The 23694-nt window shown below is 71.1% G+C and carries 18 protein-coding genes; 3 read left to right on the plus strand and 15 right to left on the minus strand.

Annotated elements, in window-relative coordinates; genetic code table 11:
- Nucleotides 1-8: 8 nt before the first annotated feature.
- From HDA32_RS20480 to HDA32_RS20495, 4 genes are all read right to left on the minus strand, one after another.
- Nucleotides 9-1358: a glycoside hydrolase family 18 protein gene (locus HDA32_RS20480; protein WP_179644754.1), complete on the minus strand. Its 1350-nt coding sequence runs from the start codon at nucleotides 1356-1358 to the stop codon at nucleotides 9-11.
- Between the two features lie 135 nt (nucleotides 1359-1493).
- A complete protein-coding gene (gene rpoD, locus HDA32_RS20485) occupies nucleotides 1494-2630 on the minus strand; it encodes an RNA polymerase sigma factor RpoD (RefSeq protein WP_246335143.1) in 1137 nt (378 codons plus the stop codon).
- Nucleotides 2631-2716: 86 nt separating this feature from the next.
- Nucleotides 2717-4591, minus strand: coding sequence for a DNA primase (gene dnaG, locus HDA32_RS20490; protein WP_179644755.1), 1875 nt, complete (start codon nucleotides 4589-4591; stop codon nucleotides 2717-2719).
- A 201-nt stretch (nucleotides 4592-4792) separates the two neighbouring features.
- Complete coding sequence (locus HDA32_RS20495) at nucleotides 4793-6013, minus strand: ROK family transcriptional regulator (protein WP_179644756.1); 1221 nt, start codon at nucleotides 6011-6013, stop codon at nucleotides 4793-4795.
- A gap of 248 nt (nucleotides 6014-6261) precedes the next feature.
- Here HDA32_RS20495 and HDA32_RS20500 point away from each other — a divergent pair, with 248 nt between their 5' ends.
- Genes HDA32_RS20500 through HDA32_RS20510 form a run of 3 tightly spaced genes read left to right on the plus strand, consistent with a single transcriptional unit; the run spans nucleotide 6262 to nucleotide 9432 of the window.
- Nucleotides 6262-7641 carry an extracellular solute-binding protein gene (locus HDA32_RS20500; protein WP_179644757.1) on the plus strand — a complete coding sequence of 460 codons (1380 nt, stop codon included), beginning with the start codon at nucleotides 6262-6264 and terminating at the stop codon, nucleotides 7639-7641.
- A 4-nt stretch (nucleotides 7642-7645) separates the two neighbouring features.
- Entirely contained in the window at nucleotides 7646-8593 is a 948-nt protein-coding gene (locus HDA32_RS20505; protein ID WP_179644758.1) for a carbohydrate ABC transporter permease, read from the plus strand.
- A complete protein-coding gene (locus tag HDA32_RS20510; protein WP_179644759.1) occupies nucleotides 8590-9432 on the plus strand; it encodes a carbohydrate ABC transporter permease in 843 nt (280 codons plus the stop codon). The genes HDA32_RS20505 and HDA32_RS20510 overlap by 4 nt, the downstream gene beginning before the upstream one ends.
- 427 nt (nucleotides 9433-9859) lie before the next feature.
- Here the strand turns inward: HDA32_RS20510 and mmsB are convergent, their stop codons facing one another.
- The 11 genes from mmsB to araB form a co-directional block, all read right to left on the minus strand.
- Nucleotides 9860-11137 carry a multiple monosaccharide ABC transporter permease gene (gene mmsB / locus HDA32_RS20515; protein WP_246334434.1) on the minus strand — a complete coding sequence of 426 codons (1278 nt, stop codon included), beginning with the start codon at nucleotides 11135-11137 and terminating at the stop codon, nucleotides 9860-9862.
- Nucleotides 11134-12648, minus strand: coding sequence for a multiple monosaccharide ABC transporter ATP-binding protein (gene mmsA / locus HDA32_RS20520; RefSeq protein ID WP_179646830.1), 1515 nt, complete (start codon nucleotides 12646-12648; stop codon nucleotides 11134-11136). Before mmsA ends, mmsB begins: the two co-directional genes overlap by 4 nt.
- Nucleotides 12649-12722: 74 nt before the next feature.
- The gene (gene chvE / locus HDA32_RS20525; protein WP_179644760.1) at nucleotides 12723-13805 is read right to left on the minus strand and encodes a multiple monosaccharide ABC transporter substrate-binding protein; all 1083 of its coding nucleotides are present in this window, start codon (nucleotides 13803-13805) and stop codon (nucleotides 12723-12725) included.
- 59 nt (nucleotides 13806-13864) lie between these two features.
- Complete coding sequence (arfA, locus tag HDA32_RS20530) at nucleotides 13865-15379, minus strand: arabinosylfuranosidase ArfA (RefSeq protein ID WP_179644761.1); 1515 nt, start codon at nucleotides 15377-15379, stop codon at nucleotides 13865-13867.
- Between the two features lie 63 nt (nucleotides 15380-15442).
- Nucleotides 15443-16477: an arabinan endo-1,5-alpha-L-arabinosidase gene (locus tag HDA32_RS20535; RefSeq protein ID WP_179644762.1), complete on the minus strand. Its 1035-nt coding sequence runs from the start codon at nucleotides 16475-16477 to the stop codon at nucleotides 15443-15445.
- Nucleotides 16478-16509: 32 nt separating this feature from the next.
- A complete protein-coding gene (locus HDA32_RS20540; RefSeq protein ID WP_179644763.1) occupies nucleotides 16510-17403 on the minus strand; it encodes a carbohydrate ABC transporter permease in 894 nt (297 codons plus the stop codon).
- Entirely contained in the window at nucleotides 17400-18359 is a 960-nt protein-coding gene (locus HDA32_RS20545; RefSeq protein WP_179644764.1) for a carbohydrate ABC transporter permease, read from the minus strand. The genes HDA32_RS20540 and HDA32_RS20545 overlap by 4 nt, the downstream gene beginning before the upstream one ends.
- Nucleotides 18360-18395: 36 nt before the next feature.
- A complete protein-coding gene (locus HDA32_RS20550; RefSeq protein WP_179644765.1) occupies nucleotides 18396-19709 on the minus strand; it encodes an extracellular solute-binding protein in 1314 nt (437 codons plus the stop codon).
- Between the two features lie 145 nt (nucleotides 19710-19854).
- Nucleotides 19855-21213 carry an L-fucose/L-arabinose isomerase family protein gene (locus tag HDA32_RS20555; protein ID WP_218883235.1) on the minus strand — a complete coding sequence of 453 codons (1359 nt, stop codon included), beginning with the start codon at nucleotides 21211-21213 and terminating at the stop codon, nucleotides 19855-19857.
- A 35-nt stretch (nucleotides 21214-21248) separates the two neighbouring features.
- Nucleotides 21249-21950: an L-ribulose-5-phosphate 4-epimerase gene (locus HDA32_RS20560; RefSeq protein ID WP_179644767.1), complete on the minus strand. Its 702-nt coding sequence runs from the start codon at nucleotides 21948-21950 to the stop codon at nucleotides 21249-21251.
- 46 nt (nucleotides 21951-21996) lie between these two features.
- Nucleotides 21997-23679 carry a ribulokinase gene (araB, locus tag HDA32_RS20565; protein ID WP_312863264.1) on the minus strand — a complete coding sequence of 561 codons (1683 nt, stop codon included), beginning with the start codon at nucleotides 23677-23679 and terminating at the stop codon, nucleotides 21997-21999.
- Nucleotides 23680-23694 lie beyond the last annotated feature (15 nt).

The following is a 23694-nucleotide window of genomic DNA, read 5'->3' on the forward strand; positions in this document are numbered from 1 at the left end:
GCTCGGGCTCACCCCGCCAGGGACTCGTCCATCGCCGCCACCAGCTCGCCGCGCGGGTCCATGTCCAGATTCCACAGCACCAGGCCGCGCAGGCCCTTGTCGAGGACGTAGTCGCCCTTCATCGCGACGATCTCGGGGGTGTCGTAGGTCCACCACTCGTCGCCGTCGTAGATCCAGTAGGCGCCGTTGACCGGGTCGAAGAACCGCTGGCCGTCCCGCTCTTCGAGGACGGCGTAGGCGTCGGTGCCCTCCCCGTAGTCGCCCTCGGCCGCCCCCTGCGCCTGGGCGTAGCGGCCGAAGCCGGTCGGCTGCACGCCGCGCCAGCCCCGGCCGTAGCCGGGGAAGCCCAGCACCAGCTTGTCCGCCGGCAGCCCGTGGTCGAGGTAGGTGCGCACGGCCAGGTCCGCGCTGGTGTCGTCGGACGCGCCTTCGGGGGCGTAGAGCTGGGAGTGGTGGTCGGTGGTCTCGCTCCACGAGCCGGCGAAGTCGTAGCCCTGCACGGTGGCGAAGTCCAGGGAGTCGAAGATCTCCGGTTCGTAGCCGTCGCGCATGATCTCCTCGTCGTGCGACAGCGAGGCCGACAGCGTGTACTCCTCGCCGGTCTCCTCCCCCAGCGCGTCCAGTTGGCGCCGGAACTCCTGCACCAGCAGGGTGAAGTTGCGCCCGTCCTCGGGGCGCTCCACGTTGTCGGGGTGGCCGCTGCCGCCGGGCCACTCCCAGTCCAGGTCGATGCCGTCGAAGATCCCCTCGGCCACGCCGTCGCCGCCCTGCGGCTCGCCCTCGAACCGGGGCAGGTCGCCGCGCAGCCACAGGTCGACGCAGGAGGCCGCGAACCGCTCGCGCGACTCCTCGGTCGCCGCGGCGTCGGAGAAGTACCTCGACCAGTTCCAGCCGCCCAGCGAGATGCTCGCGGCGAGGTCCGGGTACTTGTCCTGGAGCTCGCGCAACTGGTTCAGACTGCCGGCGAGCGGCTGCCGGTAGGTGTCGGCCTCGCCGTCGACGCTGTCGGCGGCGTCGTAGCGGCGCTGGTAGATCTCCCAGGGCTGGTTGGCGTCCTCGGGGATGTGGCACAGCCCCTCGGAGCTGACGTCGCCGAACGCCCACAGGATCCGGTCCAGCCGCTCGGCGGCGCCGCTGTCGTCGACGTCCTTGATCGTGTACCCGCGGTTGGCGGTGTTCCAGTCGGCGAAGTAGGCCATCCGCTGCGTACCGCCGCCGGACCCGACGGTGCGGTCGGCCATGACCGTGAACGCGCTGAAGAACAGGGCGCCGAGGACCACGGCCACGACGATCCCCAGGAGTGCGCTGGTGCGCCTGGCCCCGGCCTCCGGAGTGCGGCGCCGGTCATGCGTGGGCATCACCTCAAAAGGTAGCCCGAAGACCGGGGTGAACGCACGGACTTCCGGGCGCCGGTCGGTCCGGGCCGACAGTGGTCAGCGTGGAACTTCGATCATGTCCGCCGCGTTCGGCCCCCCCGTCGGCGCCGCCCGCCGTCATTCCAGGTAGTCGCGCAGCATCCGGGCGCGCGAGGGGTGGCGCAGCTTCGCCAGCGTCTTGGACTCGATCTGGCGGATGCGCTCGCGTGTCACCCCGAACTCCCGGCCCACCTCCTCCAGGGTCCTCGGGTGGCCGTCGAGGAGCCCGAACCTCAACTGGATGATGCGCTGCTCCCGCTCCGGCAGCGCCCCGAGCAGGAAGCCCAGGTGGTCCTGGAGCATGATGAAGGCCGCGGCCTCCACCGGCGCCACGGCGTCGGAGTCCTCGATGAAGTCGCCGAAGTCGGAGTCCTCCTCGCCGATCGGCGCCTGCAGCGACACCGGTTCCTGGGCGATGCGCTGGATCTCCTGGACGCGTTCACCGCCCAGCCCCAGCTCCCGCGAGAGCTCCCCGGGCGTGGGTTCCCGGCCGAGTTCCTGGTGCATCTGGCGCTGGACCCGCATCAGTTTGTTGATGGTCTCGACCATGTGCACCGGGATGCGGATGGTGCGCGCCTGGTCGGCTATGGCCCGGGTGATGGCCTGCCGGATCCACCAGGTGGCGTAGGTGGAGAACTTGTACCCCTTGGTGTAGTCGAACTTCTCGACCGCGCGGATCAGACCGAGGTTGCCCTCCTGGACCAGGTCCATGAGCAGCAGGCCGCGGCCGATGTAGCGCTTGGCGATGGAGACCACCAGCCGCAGGTTGGCCTCGATCAGCCTGCGCTTGGCGCGCTCGCCCTCGCAGCCGAGCGTTTCGAGGTCGCCGATGCTCTCTTCGGAGAGCTGCGGCGGCACCGGGGAGCGGCGGGCCTGGTGGAGCTTCTGCTCCGCGTACAGGCCGGCCTCGATCGATTTCGCGAGTTCCACTTCTTCTTCTGCCGTGAGGAGCGGAACGCGGCCGATCTCTCGCAGGTAGATGCGTACGAGGTCGCTGGTGGAGGCCTTCCGGCCCGGATCGGCCGGGGCCGGCGCGTCATCGGCGGCCGGGTCGACGACGTCGACCCCGTGCCGGGCCAGGTCGCGCAGCACGTGTTCCAGGGCCTCGGGCGGGGCGTCCAACCGGTCCAGGGCGGAGGCGACGTCGGCCACGGAGACCGTACCGCCGGATCCTGCGCCCGCGACCAGTTCCACCACCTGCCGGATCGGTGGCATTTCGCTGGGCAGCACCGTAAGAGCCACACTTACAGTGTGCCTGCTGATACAGCGGAACAGAGAGAACTACTTTTGTCACCCTCGTGTCAGGCCGCGCCCCCCGAACGCTCCCGCATCGTGCGTCTGCGCTGCTCCATGGCCATGAGCTCGCCGAAAACGGCCTGATATTCGGCTGCTTCGGCGACCGGGTCGAGCCGTCCCAGGCGCGATTTCAGGTTTGCGACCTGGCGATTGATGGAATGAATTTTGATCGTGCCCAGGATTTCATTGGCGTAGTGCTCGTCGAGCTCTCCATAGATCTCGATCGGCTCCACCGCCAATTGCGTGAGCAACCCGCGCTGGGCGTCGTTGGGGGCGGCCTCGCGCAACCGCGCCGCCCACTGCGCCGGGTCGTCGGCGGCCGCGACCCCGCCCCGCGACCGGATCAGCTCATACATCGCCCGGTGCTGCGGCACGGAGAACGCCTCGGCGTCGAGCCGGTCGAACTCCGCCGCCAGGCCCGGGTACTGCACGGCGATCTTGAGCGCCTGGCGCTCCCGCTGCAGGGAGGGGTCGCGCAGGTCGTAGGGGGCGCCCTGGCCCTGCTGCGGCGCCGCGGGCTGACGGGGCGCCGACCGGTCGCCGCGGCGGCCGCCGCGCGCGAGCTGGTTGACCCGGCGCAGCACGAACCGCTCGTCCATGAGGCCGACCCACTTGTCCAGGCTCACGCCGTAGAACTTGCGCACGCCCTCGTTGCGGATGCCGGCGACGATCGGGGCCGCCGCCTCCAGCGCCGCCATCCGGCCCTCGGGGGTGTCGAGGTTGTGCCCCTCGATCTCGCTGCGGATCGCGAACTCATAGAGCGGCTTCTTCGCGGCCACGAGGTCCCGGATCGCGGCGTCGCCGTGCTGTATGCGCAGATCGCAGGGGTCGAGCCCGTCGGGCTGCACGGCGACGAAGGTCTCGGTGACGAACCCGTGCTCCTCGGCGAAGGCCCGCAGCGCGGCCTTCTGCCCCGCCGCGTCGCCGTCGAAGGTGAACACGACCTCGCCGCCGAACTTCGAGCGCCCCAGCAGCATGCGGCGCAGGATCTTCAGGTGCTCCTCGCCGAAGGAGGTGCCGCAGGTGGCCACCGCCGTGCCGACCCCGGCCAGGTGGCAGGCCATGACGTCGGTGTAGCCCTCGACGACGACGGCCTGGCGCTCCCGGGAGATGTCGCGCTTGGCGAGGTCGAGCCCGTAGAGCAGGTGGCTCTTCTTGAAGATCGGCGTCTCTTGGGTGTTGAGGTACTTGGGGCCGTCGTCGTCGGGGTCGAGCTTGCGCGCGCCGAACCCGACGACCTCGCCGGTCACCTCGCGCACCGGCCAGAGCAGCCGGTTGCGGAACTTGTCGTAGGGGCCGCGCCGCCCCTGGCTGGCCAGGCCGGCGAGGATGATCTCCTTGTCGCTGAACCCCTTGCCGCGCAGGTGCCCGGTGAGCGACTCCCACCCCGGCGGCGCGAACCCGACGCCGAAGCGCTCGGCGTCGGCCCGGGAGAACCCCCGCTCGCTGAGGAAGCGCCGCCCCTCCTGCGCGCCCGGGGTCAGCAACCGCTCGGCGTAGAACTCCGCCGCGGCCTTGTGCGCGTCGATCAGCCGCTGCCGCTGGCCCTGCTCGTTGCGCGGGACGTAGCCGCCCTGCTCGTAGCGCAACTGGATCCCCGCGCCCCTGGCGAGGCTCTCCACCGCCTCGACGAAGCTCAGGTGCTCGATCTTCTGCACGAACGCGATGACGTCGCCGCCCTCGGCGCAACCGAAGCAGTAGAACAGGCCGCGCGCGGGGGTGACGTTGAAGGACGGGGACTTCTCGTCGTGGAAGGGGCACAGGCCCTTCAGGGAGCCGCCGCCGGCGTTGCGGAGCTGGAGGTACTCCCCCACCACGTCGGCGATGGGTGAGCGCTCGCGAACGAGCGCGACGTCTTCGTCTCGAATTCGGCCGGCCACAGTAGACAAGTCTAGGCGCGCGCGGCGCGCGGGGAGGCGGCCGGCCGGTCCCTGTGGACGGCCCGTCCGGCTCATCGGACCTCGACCGCTGCCGTTCGCGGGGCGGGGGTGGGAGTTTCAGGACTCGGGCTGCTGCGTCGCCGGCGGCTTGCGCGCACAGCGACGGCCGCCCCCTGTGCGAACCCGGTCGTCGGGCATCGGTCAGCCGCGCGCCGGGGCGAACCGGGGCGAGTAGGTGGTGTGCAGGACCAGCGAGGCCGCGCCGATCGCCGCGACGTCGTCGCCGATCAGGGAGGTCTCGACCCTCAGCCCGCGCACCGCGCGGGCGATGGAGCGCGCGGAGACGGCCTCGGCCACCGCGTTGCGGTAGATGCCGCCCACGCGGGAGATGCCCCAGCCGCCGAGGACCACGGTGGGCACGTCGACGACGTTGAGCAGCCCGATCGCGGCGCTGCCGAGGTGGGCGGCCGCGGCGCGGACGGTGGCCAGGGCCTCGGGGTCGCCCGACTCCGCGGCGCGGCAGACCCGCGCGTAGTACTCGATGGCCGCCGCGCTGCCGCGGGGCAGGCCGGGCGGCTCCTCCCCCCTGCGCCGGGCCGCGTCGGCGACGATGGCGTGCGGTGCGAGGTAGGTCTCCAGGCACCCGCCGTTGCCGCAGGGGCAGGGGCGGCCGCCGGGTTCGACGGTCACGTGCCCGATCTCCCCGGCGTTCCATGAGGCGCCCCGGTAGAGCCGGTCGCCGAGGACGAGGCCGCCGCCGATGCCGGTGCCGAAGTAGATGAAGGCCATGTCCCCGGCCCGGTGCACGCCGCCGGACCAGCGCTCGCCGATCGTGGCGGCGGTGGCGTCGTTGTCGATGATGACCGGCAGCCCCGTCCCGCTCTCCAGCGCCTCCCGCAACGGGACGCTGTGCCAGCCGGGCAGGTTGGGCGGCTCCACGACGAAGCCGCCGCCGGAGTCGATCGGGCCGGGCGTGGCCACGCCGATGCCCAGGACGCGCTCGGCCGGCACGCCGGAGCGCTCGACCAGCAGCCGGACCGCCCGGACCAGGGCGTTGATGACCCGGGCGGGGCCGTGCACGACCGGCGTGCGGCGCCGGCTGCGCGCGATGACCCGGCCGCGCATGTCGGTCACCACCAGCGTGGTGCGCGCGGGGTCGATGTGCAGGCCGACGGCGTAGTAGGCGCCGGCGTTGAGGCGCAGCATCGTCGCGCGCTTGCCGCCGCGCGAGGAGCGCCGGCCGGCCTCCAGCACCAGTCCCGACTCCAGCAGCCGGCGCACGATGTTGGAGACCGTCTGCGGGGTGAGGGCGGTGCGCTCGGCGAGCTCGACGCGGCTGATGTTCTCGGCGCGGCGGATCTCGTCGAGGACCAGGCTCTGGTTGAAGTCACCGAGCCAGAGCAGGTTGGTGCCGGTGGACATTTGCGGTTTTCCTCCCCTGGTACCCCATACATCCTGGCATGTGCGGCGCTCCGGTCCCCGAGCCGCTCCATCGGCCGCCTTCATCCATTGCCTTTATCCAAGGATTTTAGTAACCATGTGACACACGTCATTGCGGCGACGGTCCGGGCAGGGATCGGGGCCGCATCGCTTGCGAAGGGATCGGACCGGCTCGCCAGGACCGCTCGCCGTTTCGCGCGGCGGGCCCGCACGTAAGGGGACCACCGCCCATGACTCGAGTGCCCGTCGGCAGGCGGAAGCGCCGCGCGGCCCGCGCGGCCGCGGCCGCCGCCGCCCTGATCCTCGCCGCCGCCGGATGCGGCGGCGGCGCACAGGACGACCCCAACACGGTCACCATCGCCTACCAGGACTTCGGCACCTTCCAGGCGGCCGACGACCTGTTCACGAAGGTGAAGGAGGAGTTCGAGGGGCAGAATCCCGACGTCACGGTCGAACTGCGCCCGATCGAGGCCCCCGCCGAGGACTACCAGACCCAGGTGAACCTGATGAACCAGTCGGCCGCCGAGGCGCCCGACATCATCTACGAGGACAGCTTCACCATCAACCAGGACGTCGACGCCGGCTACCTGGCCCCGCTGGACGAGTACTGGGAGGCCTGGGAGGACGCCGGGCAGTACAACGAGCAGGCCGACGCCGCGGTGACCGCGCTGGACGGCAAACGCTACGCGGCGATGCTGGGCACCGACACCCGGGGGCTCTGGTACAACACCGAACTGTTCGACCAGGCCGGCGTCGACACCCCGTGGGAGCCGCGGACCTGGGACGAGGTGCTGGAGACCGCGCGCACGATCAGGTCGGAGCTGGGCGAGGAGGTGACCCCGCTCAACGTCTACTCCGGCACCCCGGCCGGCGAGCAGTCCTCCATGCAGGGTTTCCAGATGCTGCTCAGCGGAACCGACGGCGCCCTCTTCGACGAGGAGGCGCGGAAGTGGGTCACCGGGAGCGCCGGGTTCGAGGACGCGCTGGCGTTCGTCGAGACGGTCTACTCCGAGGACCTCGCCCTCGCCCCCCGCGACGCCCTCAACGCCAACGTCGCCACGCTCAACAACGAGGAGCGCATCCCTGCGGGCGAGATCGCGATCAGCCTGGACGGCTCCTGGGTGACCCAGAGCTGGATCGAGAGCGCGAACAAGCCGTGGCCCGAATGGCAGGACGTCATGGAGTTCGCCCCGATGCCCACGCAGAACGGCCAGGACCCCGGCGCCACCTCGATGTCGGGCGGCTGGACGCTGGCACTCGGCTCCCAGTCGGCCAACCCCGACCTCGCCTGGGAGGTCATGAGCCACGCCCTGAACGAGGAGAACGCGACCAAGTTCGCGATCGAGGGCGGGCAGATCCCGGTGCGCGAGGACGTCGCCTCCTCCCCCGAGTTCCTGGAGGCCTCCCCCATGGCCGAGCAGGCCGCGGCGCTGGTCGACGTGACGCACTTCCGCCCCGCCTACAGCGAGTACCCGCGGATCTCGCTGGCGGTCCAGGAGGCCATGGAGGCGGTCATGCTGGGCGAGGCCACCCCGGCCGAGGCCGCCGAGACCTACGCCCAGGAGGTCGAGGGGATCGCCGGAGCGGACAACGTGACCTCGGGCGGCTGAGCCGATGGAGTCGACGCTCACCGCCGCCGCGCCGCAGCGCGCGCCCCGGCCCCGCCGCAGCGCGCGCTCGGCCCGCCCCGGCCGGCCCGGGATCGCGCGCTGGCTGGTCCCGCTGGCCCCCGCCCTGTTCCTGCTGCTGACCTTCTTCGCCGGACCGATCCTGTGGACGGTGTGGGCCTCGTTCACCAACGCGGCCCTGACCGGCGCTGCGGCCGCCGACACCGAGTTCGTCGGCCTGGCCAACATCGAGCGACTGCTCACCGACCCGCAGTTCCTCGACGCCACCGTGGTCACCGTGGTCTTCCTGGTCGGCTCGGGGGTCGTGGGCCAGACGGTGCTCGGGCTGGCGCTGGCGCTGCTGATGCAGAACCGGGGCGCCGCCGTGCGGACGGCGGTCAGCGCGATCGTGGTCGGCGCCTGGGTGGTGCCCGAGGTCGTGGCCGGATTCGTCTGGGTGGCGTTCCTGGAGCGCGAGGGCTCGCTCAACGCGCTGTTGGACCAGGTGGGGCTGGCCCCGCAGAACTGGCTGTACACCGCGCCGATCCTGGCCGTGGTGCTGGCCAACGTCTGGAAGGGCACCGCCTTCTCGATGATGACCTACTCCGCCGGGCTGTCGGAGGTGCCCACCGACCTCAAGGAGGCGGCCCGGGTGGACGGCGCGTCGGGGTGGCGGGTGCTGTGGCACGTGGTGCTGCCGCTGCTGCGGCGCACCATCGCCACCACGCTGCTGCTGGTGACGCTGCAGACCGTGCAGGTGTTCACCCTGATCTTCGTGATGACCGGCGGAGGCCCCGGCGGGCGCAGCACCACGCTGCCGCTGCTGATGTACCAGGAGGCGCTCAACTTCGGCGACCTGGGCTACGGCACCACGATCGCGCTCGCGCTGCTGGTGGTCGCCGGGCTGTTCTCGCTGGTCTACGTCCGTCTGCTGCGTCCGGAGGAGGTGCGATGACACGGGCGATCAGTTCACCCGCGAAGGCGGCGGGCGGCGCGGTGGTCCATCTGCTGCTGGCCGTGCTGGCCCTGGTGTTCCTGCTGCCGTCGCTGTGGATGGTGTTCGCGGCCTTCGACGCCGAGGCGACGCTGCGCGCCGCGCCGCCGTCGGCGTTCACGCTGGACAACTTCGCCGCCGTGCTGACACCGGAGACCGTCTACGTCCCGATGTGGAACAGCGTGCTGCTGTGCGGCGGCGCCGCCGTGGTCACGGTGGCCGCCTCCGCCCTGGCCGCCTACCCGCTGTCGCGCTACAGCCTGCGGTTCAGGCGGCCGTTCCTGTACACCGTGCTGTTCGCGACCGGGCTGCCGCTCACCGCGATCATGGTCCCGGTCTACGGCATGTTCGTGCAGGCCGGGCTGCTGGACTCGCGGTTCGCCACGATGCTGTTCCTGGCCGCCTCCAGCCTGCCGTTCGGGATCTGGCTGACGAAGAACTTCATGGACGGCATCCCCATGGAGCTGGAGGAGGCCGCCTGGGTGGACGGCGCGTCGGCCTGGCAGTCGCTGCGGCTGCTCGTCGCGCCGCTGATCGCCCCGGGCATGGCCGTCGTTGGCATCTTCACGATCGTGCTGACCTGGGGCAACTTCTTCGTGCCGTTCATCCTGCTGAAAAGCCCCGACCACCTGCCGGCCGCGGTGCGCATCTACTCGTTCTTCGGCCAGTACGGTTCGGTGCGCTACGGCGAGCTGGCCGCGTACTCGCTGCTGTACACGCTGCCCGTGGTGGCCCTGTACGTGGCGGTCTCCAAGGCCCTGGGCGGCAGGTTCAACCTCGGCGGCGCCATGAAGGGCTGAGGCCGCAGCGGGGCTAGATGTGTTGTTCGGTGAGGTGAGGACTGTTGGCTCTGCTCGGCCTTTGCGGGCCTTCGCCCTCCCCGTGCGCGGGGAGGGCACCGCATCGCCGTCCGGGGACCCGGCGCCGCCGCGCTCGGTGAGCGCGGCCAGGCGCACCGGGCCGTCCCGGGGTACCGCGAGCACGACCGACAGGCCCGCGTGGCCCTAGGGAGTGTTTGACGAAGGCTTTCGGGTCAGCGAGCGGCCGTCCAGGCAATCTCTCGCAAGACGATTCGCGTAGATCATCCTGGTTGGCTGTTCAAGCGACATCGGCGCAGCGAGAGGCAGCCTGGTGGCCGCGAGCCCGAAATGATTCGGAAAACACGACCTAGGAGGCCGTCTCGGGTTTTTCCGTCATGGGGAGTCTCCGAAAGGGTCTGCCGCCGCCTCAGCGGCGGGCGTCTTCGGGGGCGGGCGGAGCGGCCGATTCGGTCGCGGCGCCATCGGGGTCCGGCTGCCGCGGGGCCGCCGTCGAGCGCCCGGCGCCGCCGCGCCTGGCGCGGCGCAGGCCGAGGTGGTCCTTGTTGTAGACGTCGAAGGCCACAGCGGCGAGCAGGACCAGGCCCTTGATGGCCTGCTGCCAGTCCACGCCCAGTCCGATCAGCGACATGCCGTTGTTCATGACGCCCATGACCAGCGCGCCGACGACGGAGCCGACGACGGTGCCCACTCCCCCGGTGGCCGAGGCGCCGCCGATGAAGGCCGCGGCGATCGCGTCGAGTTCGAACATCTCGCCCGCGCCCGGGGTGGCGGCGTTCAGCCGCGCCATGAACACCAGTCCGGCCAGCGCCGAGAGCACGCCCATGGTGACGAAGACCCAGAACGTCGTCTGCTTGGTGCGCACGCCCGACAGCAGCGCGGCCTTCTCGCTGCCGCCCACCGCGTAGACGTGCCGGCCGGTGATCGTCTTGTTCATGACGAAGGAGAACCCGACGATCAGGACCACCAGCACCAGGCCCACGACCGGGATCCCGTTGTGGATGGCCAGCACGTAGGCGAAGACGTTGATGACGATGACGAGGGCGGCGATCCTGGCGGCGAAGGCGTTCTGCGGGCTCACCGGCAGCCCGTGCCGTCGGCTGCGCGCCCGGGCCTGGAGCTGGGTCCACACCAGCAGCGCGGAGGCCGCGACGCCGATGAGCAGGGTCAGCACGTGGACGCCCGCCCCGAACGGGTCGGGCACGTAGCCCGATCCGAGCACCCGGAAGGAGGCCGGCAGCGGCGCGATGGTCTGGCCGTCCAGCACGATCAGCGTCAGCCCGCGGAACAGCAGCATCCCGGCCAGCGTCACGATGAACGCGGGGATGCGGACGTAGGCCACCCAGAAGCCCTGCCAGGCCCCGATGAGGGCGCCCATGGCCAGCGCGGCGACGACCGTGAGCCAGACCGGCAGGCCCCACTGGGCCATCATCACCGCCGACGCGGCTCCGACGAAGGCGACCACCGACCCCACGGACAGGTCGATGTGGCCGGTGATGATCACCAGCATCATCCCGATGGCCAGGATCAGGATGTAGCTGTTCTGCATGATGAGGTTGGTGATGTTCAGCGGCTGCAGCAGCAGTCCGCCGGTGAGGAACTCGAACAGCACCACGATGAGCACGAGCGCCATGAGCATCCCGTACTGCCTGGCGTTCTTCCTGAACAGGTCGCGTATGGCGGTCATGGGGACACCTTCGTCTTGGTCATCAGCTTCATGATCGATTCCTGTGTGGCGCCGTCGCGCGGAACCTCCCCGGTGATGCGGCCCTCGCTCATCGCGTAGACGCGGTCGCACAGGCCGAGCAGTTCCGGCAGCTCCGAGGAGATGAGCAGCACCGCCTTGCCCTCGGCCGCGGCCTGCTGGACGATGAGGTAGATCTCGTACTTCGCACCGACGTCGATGCCGCGGGTGGGCTCGTCCAGGATCAGCAGGTCCGGCTCGGTGAACAGCCACTTGGCCAGCGCCACCTTCTGCTGGTTGCCGCCGCTGAGGTTGCCCGTGGCCTGGAAGACGTCGGGGGCCTTGACCTTCAGCGCCGTGCGCAGCCCCTCGGCGCGCACCGCCTCGCGGCCGTCGTCGATCACCCGGCCGCGGCTGACCCGGTCGAGCCCGGCCAGGGTGATGTTGCGCCGGATGTCGTCGCCGAGGATCAGGCCGAGCTCCTTGCGGTCCTCCGGCACGTAGGCGATGCCGTTGCCGATGGCGTCGCCGACGCTGTCGAGCCGGACCTCCCGGCCCTCCATCAGCGCGGTGCCCGACACCTTGCGCCCGTAGGAGCGGCCGAAGACGCTCATCGCGAACTCGGTGCGCCCGGCGCCCATCAGCCCGGCCATGCCGACGATCTCGCCGCGGCGGACGTGCAGGCCGACCTGGTCGACCACGCGCCGGCCCGGCTGCGTCGGATGGTCGACGGACCAGTCGCGCACCTCGAACAGCGTCGCGCCGATCCGGGGCTCGCGCTCGGGGTAGCGGTGGTCGAGGTCGCGGCCGACCATGCCCCGGATGATCCGGTCCTCGGTCACCTCGCCGGCGACCACGTCCAGCGTCTCGATGGTCCGGCCGTCGCGCAGGATGGTGACCGAGTCGCTCACCTGGGTGATCTCGTTCAGTTTGTGTGAGATCAGGATCGAGGTGATGCCCTGCTGCTTGAGTTCGCCCAGCAGGCGCAGCAGGTTGGCGCTGTCGGTCTCGTTGAGGGCCGACGTCGGCTCGTCCAGGATCAGCAGCCGGACGTCCTTGGACAGCGCCTTGGCGATCTCCACGAGCTGCTGCTTGCCGACGCCCAGGCCGGTCACCGGCAGCCCGGGGTCCTCGTCCAGACCGACCCGCTCCAGCAGCCGCCGGGCCGTGCCCAGCGTCAGGTTCCAGTCGATCACGCCCGACCGGGCCTGCTCGTTGCCGAGGAAGATGTTCTCCGCGATGGACAACTGCGGGACGAGCGCGAGCTCCTGGTGGATGATGACGATCCCGGCCGCCTCGCTGTCCCTGGTGCCCTTGAACGCGCGGACGGCGCCGTCGACCAGGATGTCCCCGCTGTAGGAGCCGTGCGGGTGGACCCCGCTGAGCACCTTCATCAGGGTGGACTTGCCGGCCCCGTTCTCCCCCATGAGCGCGTGGATCTCGCCGTCGCGCACCTTCAGGTCGACGCCCTCCAGCGCGACCACCCCGGGGAACTCCTTGGTGATTCCGCGCATCTCCAGCAGCGCGCCGGGCGCCTCGGCGCCCGCGCCGGGCCCCGCCTCGGCCCGCTGCCCGCTCGCGCCGGTCGTCATCCCGCCACCTCCGCCTCGGTGTAGTAGCCGCTGTCGACGAGCGTCTCCTCGTAGTTGTCCTGGTCGACGACGACCGGTTCGAGCAGCTGGGACGGCACGACCCTCTCGCCGTTGTCGTAGCTCTCGGTGTCGTTGACCTCGACCTCCCGTCCGTGGATCAGGGCGTCGGCCATGTTCACGGCGACGTCGGCGAGCTCGCGGGTGTCCTTGAAGATCGTCATGGTCTGGTCGTCGGCGATGATCGACTTGACCGAGGAGATGTCGGCGTCCTGGCCGGTGATGACCGGCATCGGCTTGCTCTGCGACCCGTAGCCGGCGCTCTTGAGGGAGGAGATGACGCCCAGGCTCAGCGAGTCGGCCGGGGCGAGGACCGCGTGCAGGGGCTCGCCCTGGTAGTGGGCGCTGAGCAGGTTGTCCATCCGCGCCTGCGCGGTGGAGCCGTCCCAGCCCATGGTGGCGATCTGGTTCATCTCGGTCTGGCCGCTGCGGACCACGAGTTGGCCGGAGTCGATGTAGGGCTGCAGGACCGACATCGCGCCGTCGTAGAAGAAGTAGGCGTTGTTGTCGTCGGGCGAGCCGCCGAAGAGCTCGATGTTGAAAGGCCCCTCGCCCTCGTCGAGGCCGAGTTCCTGCTCCAGGTAGCCGCCCTGCAGTTCACCGACCTTGAAGTTGTCGAACGTCGCGTAGTAGTCGACGTGCTCGGTGCCCATGATCAGGCGGTCGTAGGCGATGACCGGGATGCCCTGGTCGGCGGCCTGCCGGGTCACCTCCGTCAGCACCTCCCCGTTGATCGAGGCGATGACCAGGGCGTCGGCGCCCTTGGTGATCATGTTCTCGATCTGGGAGATCTGCGTCTCCAGTTCGTCCTGCGCGTACTGCAGGTCGACGTCGTAGCCGAGGTCCCGGAACCGCCCGGCCATGTTCGAGCCGTCGTCGACCCAGCGCTCCTTCGACTTCGTGGGCATGGCGACGCCGATCAGCGGCCTGTCCTCGGCCCGCGCCGCTGCGCCGACGCCGTTGCAGGCCGCGAGGGGGAGCAGGAGCACCGCGGCGAGCGCGGCGTGCAGGAGTCTTCTCATGGTCCTCATCTCCTGGTGGGTCCGCCCGGAAAAACCGCCCGGGCGGACCGGGTCGAAGGTCAGCCCCGCGGGACGGCGAGCTTGACGACGGTCCAGGACACCGGCGGGAGCACGACGTCGAGGCGGCCGTCGGCCAGCCGGGCGTCCTTGTTCTCCCGGGGCACCACGCGGTCGGGCGCCTCGGCGGTGTTGACAGCGTAGGCGTCGGGGCCGGAGAGCGTCAGGCACTCGGTGACGCGCTCGGCGCCGAGGCCGCGCGCGTCGACGTCGAGCGTCACGGGCTCGTCGACCGAGCGGTTGATGACGAAGACCGCGGCCTCGCCGCTCTCGGGGTCGTGCGTGGCGACGGCGTCGATCACCGGCACCTCGCCGTGGCGGCCGGTGTCCTGGACCGGGGCGACCGGCTCCACGCGCAGCACCTCGCCCCTGGCCGTCCTGGAGGTCTCGGCGAAGGGGTGGAAGATGGTCTGGCGCCACGCCGGCCCGCCCGGCTCGGTCATGATCGGCGCGATCACGTTGACCAGCTGGGCCAGGCTGGCCGAGGTCACCCGGTCGCTGTGGCGCAGCAGTGAGATCAGCAGCCCGCCGACGACCACGGCGTCGGCGAGGTTGTACCGGTCCTCGATGACCCGCGGCGCCACCGGCCAGTCCGTGGGCGCTCCCTCGTCGTGGAAGCGGCTCTGGTACCAGACGTTCCACTCGTCGAAGGAGAGCTGGATGCGCTTCCCGGCCTTGAGCCGGGCGCGGACGTGGTCGGCGGTGGCCACCACGGACTCGATGAAGTGGTCCATGTCGGCGGCCGAGGCCAGGAAGCTCGCCAGGTCGCCGTCGTGCTCCTGGTAGTAGGCGTGCAGGGAGATGTAGTCGACGTGGTCGTAGGTCTGCTCCAGGACCTCGGCCTCCCAGGCCCCGAACGTCGGCATCTGCGAGCCGGAGCTGCCGCAGGCCACCAGTTCCAGGTCGGGGTCGCTCATCCGCATCGCCCGCGCGGTCTCGGCGGCGAGCCGACCGTACTCGTGCGCGGTCTTGTGGCCGATCTGCCAGGGGCCGTCCATCTCGTTGCCCAGGCACCACATGCGGATGCCGTGCGGATCGGGCGAGCCGTTGGCGATGCGCTGGTCGGACAGGCGGGTGCCGCCCGGGTGGTTGGCGTACTCCAGCAGGTCGATCGCCTCCTGGAGGCCGCGCGTGCCCAGGTTGACCGCCATCATGGGCTCGATGCCGGCCTCGGCGGTCCAGCGGATGAACTCGTCCAGGCCGAACTGGTTGGTCTCGGTGCTGTGCCAGGCCAGTTCGCGCCGCACCGGGCGCCGGTCGCGCGGGCCGACGCCGTCCTCCCAGCGGTAGCCGGAGACGAAGTTGCCGCCCGGGTAGCGCACCGTGCCCACCCCGAGCTCGCGGACCAGGTCCAAGACGTCGCGGCGGAAGCCGTTGGCGTCGGCGGTGGGATGGTCCGGCTCGTAGATGCCGGTGTAGACGCAGCGGCCCATGTGCTCGACGAACGAGCCGAACGTGCGGCGGTTGACGGGGGCGATCGTGAAGGCCGGGTCGAGGGTGAAGGAAGCGCTGTGCACGTGGTCCTCTCTCCTTGGGTGGTCGGGATGGGGGCCGGGGCGGGCGGACCGCCCCGGCCAGGGTCAGCCGCTCAGGGCGGGCCAGCCGTCGGCGCCCCAGCGGACGCGCTCGACGCCGAGCTTGAAGTCGCCGTCGGTGCCGTAGGGGCCGTAGGTGTGGTAGGCGATGAACTCGCCATGTCTGCCCTGGGGGCCGGAGAGCGACTGCCCGCCCGCGGCGACGTCGGAGCCGCGGTCGGCCAGGATCACGGTGCCGCCGCCCTCCAGCAGCGGGACGCCGTCGCGGTCGATGTAGGGGCCGGTGACCGACTCCGAGCGGCCCACCGCGATCTTGTAGGTGCTGTCGGTGCCCTGGCAGCAGGCGTCGAAGGAGACGAACAGGTAGTAGTGGTCGCCGCGGTGCACGATGTAGGGCGCCTCGATCGCGTTGGGCGGCTCCTGCCGGTCGGCGAGGTGCAGCACCTCCGCTCCGGAGGCGGGCTTCCCGCTGGGCCAGTCCAGCCGGACCATGCGGATCCCGCTCCAGTAGGAGCCGAAGGCCATCCACCGGGTGCCGTCGGCGTCGGCGACGATGCCGGGGTCGATGGCGTTGTAGTCGTCACCGGAGTGGGTCTCGAAGACCTTGCCGCGGTCGACCCACTCGTAGGAGGGGTCGTCGGGGTCGAGCGTGGTGTTGGTGGCCAGCCCGATGAGCGAGCGGTTGGAGCCGAACGTCGAGGCGGAGTAGTACAGGTAGTAGGTGCCGTCGTCCTCGTGGATCTCGGGCGCCCACAAGTTGGTGACGCCGGGGATCTCCTCGCTCAGCCAGGCCGGCTTCTCCTCCCACACGGCGCCCTCGTAGGTCCACTCCCTGCCGTTGCGGGAGGACCGGATCTGGATGTTGCCGTCGGAGACCGCCGGGTCGCCGGTGCCGAAGACGTACCAGTCGTCGCCGCCTCCGCCCGCGACGAGGGCGGGGTCGTGCACCCGGACGTCGCCGGAGAGCCGGTGCGGTTTCGGGCCCGTCGGCGCCGGGGCCGCGTTGGCGGCCGGGGCGAGGGCCAGGGTGAGCAGCCCGGCGGTGAGCACCGCCGCCAGGCGGGGGATCCTGCCTGCCATGGGATTGCCTCCTCTGGGGGACGAAGAGCCGGTCACTTCAGGCCGGCGTCGGTGACGCCGCGCACGACCTGGCGCTGGAACAGCATGAAGACGATGATCAGCGGGAGCGCGCCGATGACGGCGGCGGCCATGTTCTGCGCGTACTGGATGCCGTAGCCCCCCTGGACGGTGCCCAGGCCGACGGGCACCGTCATCAGGGCGGGGTCGGTGGTGGCGATGAACGGCCACAGGAAGTTGTTCCAGGCCTGGACGAAGGTGAAGATGCCGACCGCCGCGAGGATCGGGGTGGACATCGGCAGGATGACGCTGCACAGGACCCGCAGGTGGCCGGCGCCGTCCAGGCGGGCGGCCTCCTCGTAGTCGCGCGGGATGGCGTCGAAGAACCGCTTGAGGATGAACACCATGACGGGGGCGACCACCTGCGGCAGCGCCACGCCCCAGTAGGTGTCGACCAGGCCCAGGGCGGTCATCTCGTCGAACAGCGGGACGATGAGCACCTGCGGCGGGACCAGGATCCCGGCGATGAACAGCGCGAACAGCCATGAGCGCCCGGGGAAGTGCGTCTTGGAGAAGGCGTAGGCCGCCAGGACGCACACCACCAGGGTGAGCAGGGTGACCACGGTGGAGATGATCGTGCTGTTGATCAGCCACTGCTGCAGGTCGCCGCGGGCGATGATGACCCGGTAGGCCTCCAGCGTGGGCTCCAGCGGCAGCCAGTGGACGGGGACGGCCGTGGTCTCGCCCTCGGGCTTGAGCGAGGTGAGCACCGCCCACAGCAGCGGCAGCAGCCAGACGACGGCCAGGAACAGCGCGGACACGGTGACGGCCACGCTTCCGGGGGTGATGCGCACGCGCGGGCGGCGCCGCGGCGCCGCCGCGGCCCGGGCCGGCGGGGCGGGGCGGGCGGTGGAGGTGACGGTGCTCATGCCGCGTCCCCCTTCCGGGCGAAGAGGCGGAACTGGATGACCGAGGCGATGATGATGATGGCGAAGAACAGGTAGGAGATCGCCGAGGCGTAGCCGATGCGCAGCCCGGTGAAGCCGCTGTCGAAGATGTAGCCGATGATCGGGCGGGCGGCGTAGTCCGGGCCGCCGGAGCCGTTGGTCATCAAATACGCCTGGTCGAACAGCTTCAGCGACGCGACCATCTGCAGCATCACGATCAGCGCGGTGGTGCGGCGCAGCAGCGGCAGCGTGATGCGGGTGAGCCGCTGCCAAGGGCTCGCGCCGTCGAGCGCCGCGGCCTCGTGGACGTAGCCGGGGATGCCCTGCAGCGCGGCGAGGTAGAGCAGGAAGTTGAACCCGACGGTCCACCACACGGTGGTGATGGCGACGGCGAGCAGCACCGTGTTCTCATTGGTGAGCCAGCCGACCTCGGGCAGGCCGACCGTTGTCAGCATCGCGTTGACCAGGCCGAACCCGGGCTGGTACAGCCAGACCCAGATCAGCGTCACCACGGCCACCGGCAGCAGGAACGGCGCGAAGAAGGAGAAGCGCAGGAACCAGCCCAGCCGAGTGACCCGGTTGGTGAGCAGCGCCATGGCCAGGGCGATGACGACCAGCAGCGGTGTGCTGATGGCGGTGAACAGCAGGGTGACCCACAGCGACTGCCAGACGGCGGAGTCGGTCAGCATCTCCTGCCAGTTGGCCAGGCCGACGAAGGAGGCGTCCTCGCGCGCGAGGCTGCGGTCGGTGAAGCTGGTCCACAGTCCGGCGAGCAGCGGCCAGGCCAGGAAGACCGCGAAGAGGATCGTGAACGGGAGGACGAACCACAGGCCGGTCCAGGAGGTCGTGCGGCGGGCTCGGACCAGGCTGCGGACGCCGGGATCGGCGGGCCTGCTCCGCGCCGCCCCCGCCGGCGCGGTGTCGGCGTGTACGGTCATGTCGGACTCCAAGGGAGAAGGGGAAACGGCCCGGGGTCACACCGGCGCGGGTGTGTCGAGGAGCTTCTGGGCGGCCCGCTTGAACCGGGCGAGTGCCTGCTCGGGCGTCGTTGTGCCGTTGTGCACGCCGCTGAAGAGGGAGTTGGCCTCGTTCTGCAGCGCCGCGGCGGATCCGCTGAACCACGCCTCCGGGTCGAACTGCACGTTCTCGGCCGCGACCCGGTAGTCCGACTGCGGTTCCAGGGCGGCGTACTCCTGGCTCTGCGTCACCGGGAGGTAGGCGGGGGTGTGCCCGCCGCCGGCCCAGGTGAGGCTGTTCTTCAGCATCCAGGCCGCGTACTCCACGGCCGCGCGCACGGCCTCGTCGTCGGGTTCCCTGCGGCGCGGCAGCACGAACGCGTGCGAGTCCCCCTGGCCGAGCTCATCGCCGAAGACGCCGGGGAACGGCCGCATGCCGAAGTCCATCCCGGCCGCCTGGAACGTGGGGATCTCCCAGTTCCCGCCGAACATCACCCCCGCGATCCCGTTCTGGAAGTTGGCCGGGGTGCCGGGTGCGTCGGAGGCCTTGGGTGCGAGCCCCTCCTCGCAGACCCGGCGCAGGAAGTCCAGCGACTGCAGCGCCTTGTCGTCGTCCATGCCGACGTCGCCCTCAAGGGTCATCTCGCCGCCGAGTTGGCGGTACAGCGACCAGAACTGCCGCCACGCGCCCGTGGTCTCCATCACGAGTCCGTACTGGCCGGTGGCGTCCTTGACCGCGGCGATCAGGTCGATGAACTCCTCGACGCCGCTGGTCTCGGCGAGTCCGCCCTCGGAGTCGAGGACGCCCGCGCTCTCGCAGATCTCGCGGTTGAAGTAGGTGACGACCAGGTGGGTGTCCAGCGGGATCGCGTAGAGCTCGCCGTCCACCCTGCACTTCTCCCAGACGTTGGGCAGCACGGTGTCCTCGGTGATCCCGTACTCGGCGAGCAGGTCCGCGGGAACCGGGTCGATCAGGGTCCCCGCGCCCATGCCGCGCAACCGCGACAGGTGCAGGGTCGCGATGTCGAAGGCGCGGCCGCCGGCGGCGCCCATCGCGAACTTCGTGTAGAAGGGGTTGCCCCACAGGTAGGTGGTGGGGCGGAAGTCGATCCCGGGGTGCTCCGCCCGGTAGGCCTCGTGCATCTCGACCATCCGGGCGCCGTCGCCGCCGGTGAAGAGGTTCCACTGGCGGAGCGGGGTGCGGCCGCCGGCCGCGGCGGGAGCGCCGCAGCCGGCCAGTCCCAGCCCCGCGGTCGCGAGGGAGCCGGCCAGGAAGGAGCGCCGTCCGATTCGGGGCTCCTGGGATGGGGTCCTTGCTCCGTTCGTGCGCATGGCATCTCCTCTGCCTGCTGATGCGCTGATGTGCGGCCGTCCCCCGAGGCCGCGTTCCTGGGGATGTGCGCGGGGCACATCGCTGATGCGGGTGCGTGCGGCCGACGCGGGCCCTGTTCTGCTCCCCTGGCCCGCGCCGGACCGGTCATACCTGGTGGAACTCGATGCCGGCCAGCTCGCAGAAGACCTTCCAGTCGGCCGCGGCGTGACCGAGGTTCATGACCATGTGGTGGGTACCGCCGGCGCGCAGCCAGGCGTCCATGCACCCCCGGACCCCGCTGGCCGGCCTGAACTGGCCGTAGGGCATCTCCAGGACGGGCAGCTCCTGGGAGTCCAGGACCTCGCCTTCGGCGACGACCAGGCGGAAGTCCGTGCCGCCGAGGTAGACCAGGGAGGCCAGGGTCGCCGGACCGGGCTGGATGCGGAACAGCAGGGTGGGCGGGTCGTCGAGCCTGCCGATGCCCAGCGGGCGCTTGATCAGCCGGACCGGCTCGTCGGCGCGCGCGACCTTCCAGTTGCCCTCCCCCATGTGGCTCATGAGGATGGAGTCGCTGGGGAAGTCCATCGCGTACATCTCGGTGAAGTGGCCGTCGCCGGCGAGCCGGTGGCCCGCGTAGACGATGGAGGCGGCCAGCACGTCGCCCTCGCCCGCGAAGCCGTAGCCCTTGGCCATGAGGCTGGAGGCCGAGGCCATGGGCAGCCGGGCGAACCGGCCGTCCTCGGCGATGGCGTCGAAGTGGGTGGAGTAGGCGCCGATCCCGCGTTCGGTGAGGATCTGCTCGATCGCCAACTGCATGCGCGCGTGGTCGTCGCGCTCCTCCTTGGACAGCCGGGCGTCGACCTCGAACCGCTCGTCCTCCCGGGCCATCAGGTCCTCGACCGCCGTCGTGTCGAGGGAGTCCATCGCCCGGTGCAGGTCGCCGGGGGCGATGGCGCTGACCTCGGGGCCGAGCTTGCGCAGCAATGCGGACTCGTCGACGCGGGCGTCGCCCATGCCGTTCATGGCGTAGCCGAACACGCCCACCTTCAGCGTCTTCCACGCCGTCACCGCGCGCGCGGCCCTGGCCCAGCGGTCGATCCGCTCGGTGAAGGCGTCGCTCTGCCAGTCCTCGGTGACCACGTCGAAGGGCAGCCCGGCGCGCACCATGGCGTTGGCGGTGTCCTGCGCGCCGTGGATGCCCTGGTTGTAGGTCATGTCGTCCATGTCCCACGCCGGGGTGACCGCGGGATCGGGCTGGATGTTGGCCAGGCAGACCGGCAGCCGCATCCGGTCGAAGATCCGGGTGACCCGCAGCGACGGCGCGTAGGTGAGCATGACCACGAGGACGCCGTCGAGGTCGTCGTTTTCGAAGCCGCGCACCGCGCGCTCGGCGTCGGCGCGGCTCTTGACGGGTTCGCCGATCACGCAGTCGGCGACGTCGCCGAGCCGGTCGGCGACGCGCCTGGCGTATCCGGCCTGGCGTTCGGTGATGCCGGGGATCATGTGGTCGTAGAGCTCCTGCATGATCCCCAGGACCCCGATCCGGGGCAGACGGTCGGTCACGAGTGCCCACCTTCCTTCGCGTCGCGGGCGGCCTGCTGGCCGTAGACGTTCTGATAGCGGTCGTAGAGCGCGTCGACGTGCTCGCGCGCCAGTGGTTCGACGGGGCCGTGGACGCGCGCCAGGTGGACGGTGCGCGCGACGTCCTCGCACATCACCGCGGCCTTCACGGCGGACTTGGCGCTGGCGCCGATGGTGAAGACCCCGTGGCTGCGCATGAGCACCGCCGGGGAGCGGTGGCCGGAGAGCGTGGCGACGATGCCCTTGCCGATGTCGTCACCGCCGATCAGGGCGAACGGCCCGACCGGGATGTCCGCGCCGAACTCGTCGGCCATGGCGGTGATGGCGCAGGGGATCGCCTCGCCCCGGGCGGCCCACGCCGTGGCGTAGGGGCTGTGGGTGTGCACGACGCCGTTCACGTGCGGCATGGCGCGGTAGACGTAGGCGTGGGCGTCGGTGTCGCTGGAGGGGGCGTGCACACCGTCGACCACGGTGCCGTCGAGGTCGGTCACGACCATCGACTCCGGCGTGAGGTCCTCGTAGAGCACGCCGCTGGGCTTGATCACGAGCAGGTCGGCGCCGGGGACCCGGGCGGAGATGTTGCCGCTGGTCCAGGTCACCAGGCCCCATCGAACGAGCTCGGCGTGCAGGGCGCAGACCTCGCGCCGGATCCCTTCGACGGTTTCGGGGAGCACGGTCATCGGCTCCTTCCAGGAGGTTGGGGTCGGTGGCGGGTCGGGGACGGCCTCATGAGGCGGCCGCCTCGTTGCGGATGCGGCGCAGCCGGTGCAGCGCGTCGCTGCCGCCGCGGCCGAAGTGGTCGTGCAGATCGGTGTAGATCGCGTACAGCTCGTCGTAGGCGTCGGCCCTGGTCGGGTCGGGGCGGAACGCGCCGCGCCGGACCTCGCCCATGGCGCGCGACGCCGCGTGGATGTCGGGGTGGGCCCCGGCGGCGACGGCGGCGTGGATCGCGGCCCCCACCGCAGGGCCCTGGTCGGAGCCGATGGCGTTGAGGGGTCGGCGCAGCACATCGGCGTAGATCTGCATGACGAACGGGTTGCGCACCAGGCCCCCCGCGACGGTGAAGTCGGTCACCGGCACGCCGGAGTCCTCGAAGGCCGCCACGATGGTCCGGGTGCCGAACGCGGTGGCCTCGACCAGCGCGCGGTAGACCTCCTCCGGCCGGGTGGCCAGGGTCATTCCGGCGATCACCCCGGACAGGTCGTGGTCGACCAGCACCGAGCGGTTGCCGCTGTGCCAGTCCAGCGCGACCAGCCCGTGCCCGCCGACGGGCTCCTCGGCGGCCTTGGCCGACAGCAGCTCGTGCACCGAGACGCCGCGCTCGGCGGCCTCATCGGCGTACCCGGCCGGGGTGTGGGTGTCGGCGAACCAGCCGAAGATGTCGCCGACGCCGCTCTGCCCGGCCTCATAGCCCCACAGTCCCGGCACGATGCCGTCGCGCACCACGCCGCACATGCCCGGCACGTCGGCCAGGACGTCGGAGTTCATGACGTGGCAGGTGCTGGTGCCCATGACGGCGAGCATCTGCCCCGGGGCGACGGTCTGCGCCGCGGCCGCGGTGACGTGGGCGTCGACGTTGCCGACCGCCACGGCGGTCCCCTCGGGCAGGCCCGTCCAGGCCGCGGCCTCGGCCGTGAGGCCGCCGGCCCGCCCGCCGAGCTGCGACAGCGGGTGGGCCAGCTTGTCGGCCACGAAGTCGGCGAACCGCGGGTCCAGCGCGGCGAGGTAGTCCCGGGACGGCCACGCGCCGTCCTGGTGGATGCCCTTGTAGCCGGCGGTGCAGACGTTGCGGGTCTCGCTTCCGCACAGCTGCCAGACGATCCAGTCGGCCGCCTCGATCCAGCGGTCGGCGCGGTCGTAGAGCTCGGGGTCCTCGCGCAGCACCTGCAGCGCCTTGGCGAACTGCCATTCGGAGGAGATCCGGCCGCCGTAGCGGGCCAGCCACGGCTCGCCGCGCTCCCGCGCCACGGCGTTGACCAGGTCGGCCTCCGGCTGGGCCGCGTGGTGCTTCCACAGCTTCGGGTAGGCGTGCGGGCGCCCGGCCAGGCCGGGGAGCTCGCACAGCGGGGTGCCGCCGACGGTGGCCGGCAGGACGGTGCAGGCGGTGAAGTCGATGCCGACGCCGATGACCCGCGCGGGGTCGATCCCGCCGGCGGCCAGCGCCTTCGGCACGGCCCGGCGCAGGACCTCGCGGTAGTCCTCGGGCGACTGCAGGGCGGTGTCCGGGGGCAGCCGCTCCGCCGATCCGGGCAGCCGTTCCGAGATCACACCGTGCTCGTAGTGGTGGACGGCGGTGCCGAGCTCGGCGCCGTCGCTCACCCGGACGGCGACGGCCCGGCCGGAGAGGGTGCCGAAGTCGATCCCGACCACGACGGACGAGGGATTGTTAGCGCTAACATTTTCGGGCACGGGAGCTCCTGTTCG

Origin of the sequence: Spinactinospora alkalitolerans, assembly GCF_013408795.1 — a bacterium.
Taxonomy (GTDB): Bacteria; Actinomycetota; Actinomycetes; order Streptosporangiales; family Streptosporangiaceae; genus Spinactinospora; species Spinactinospora alkalitolerans.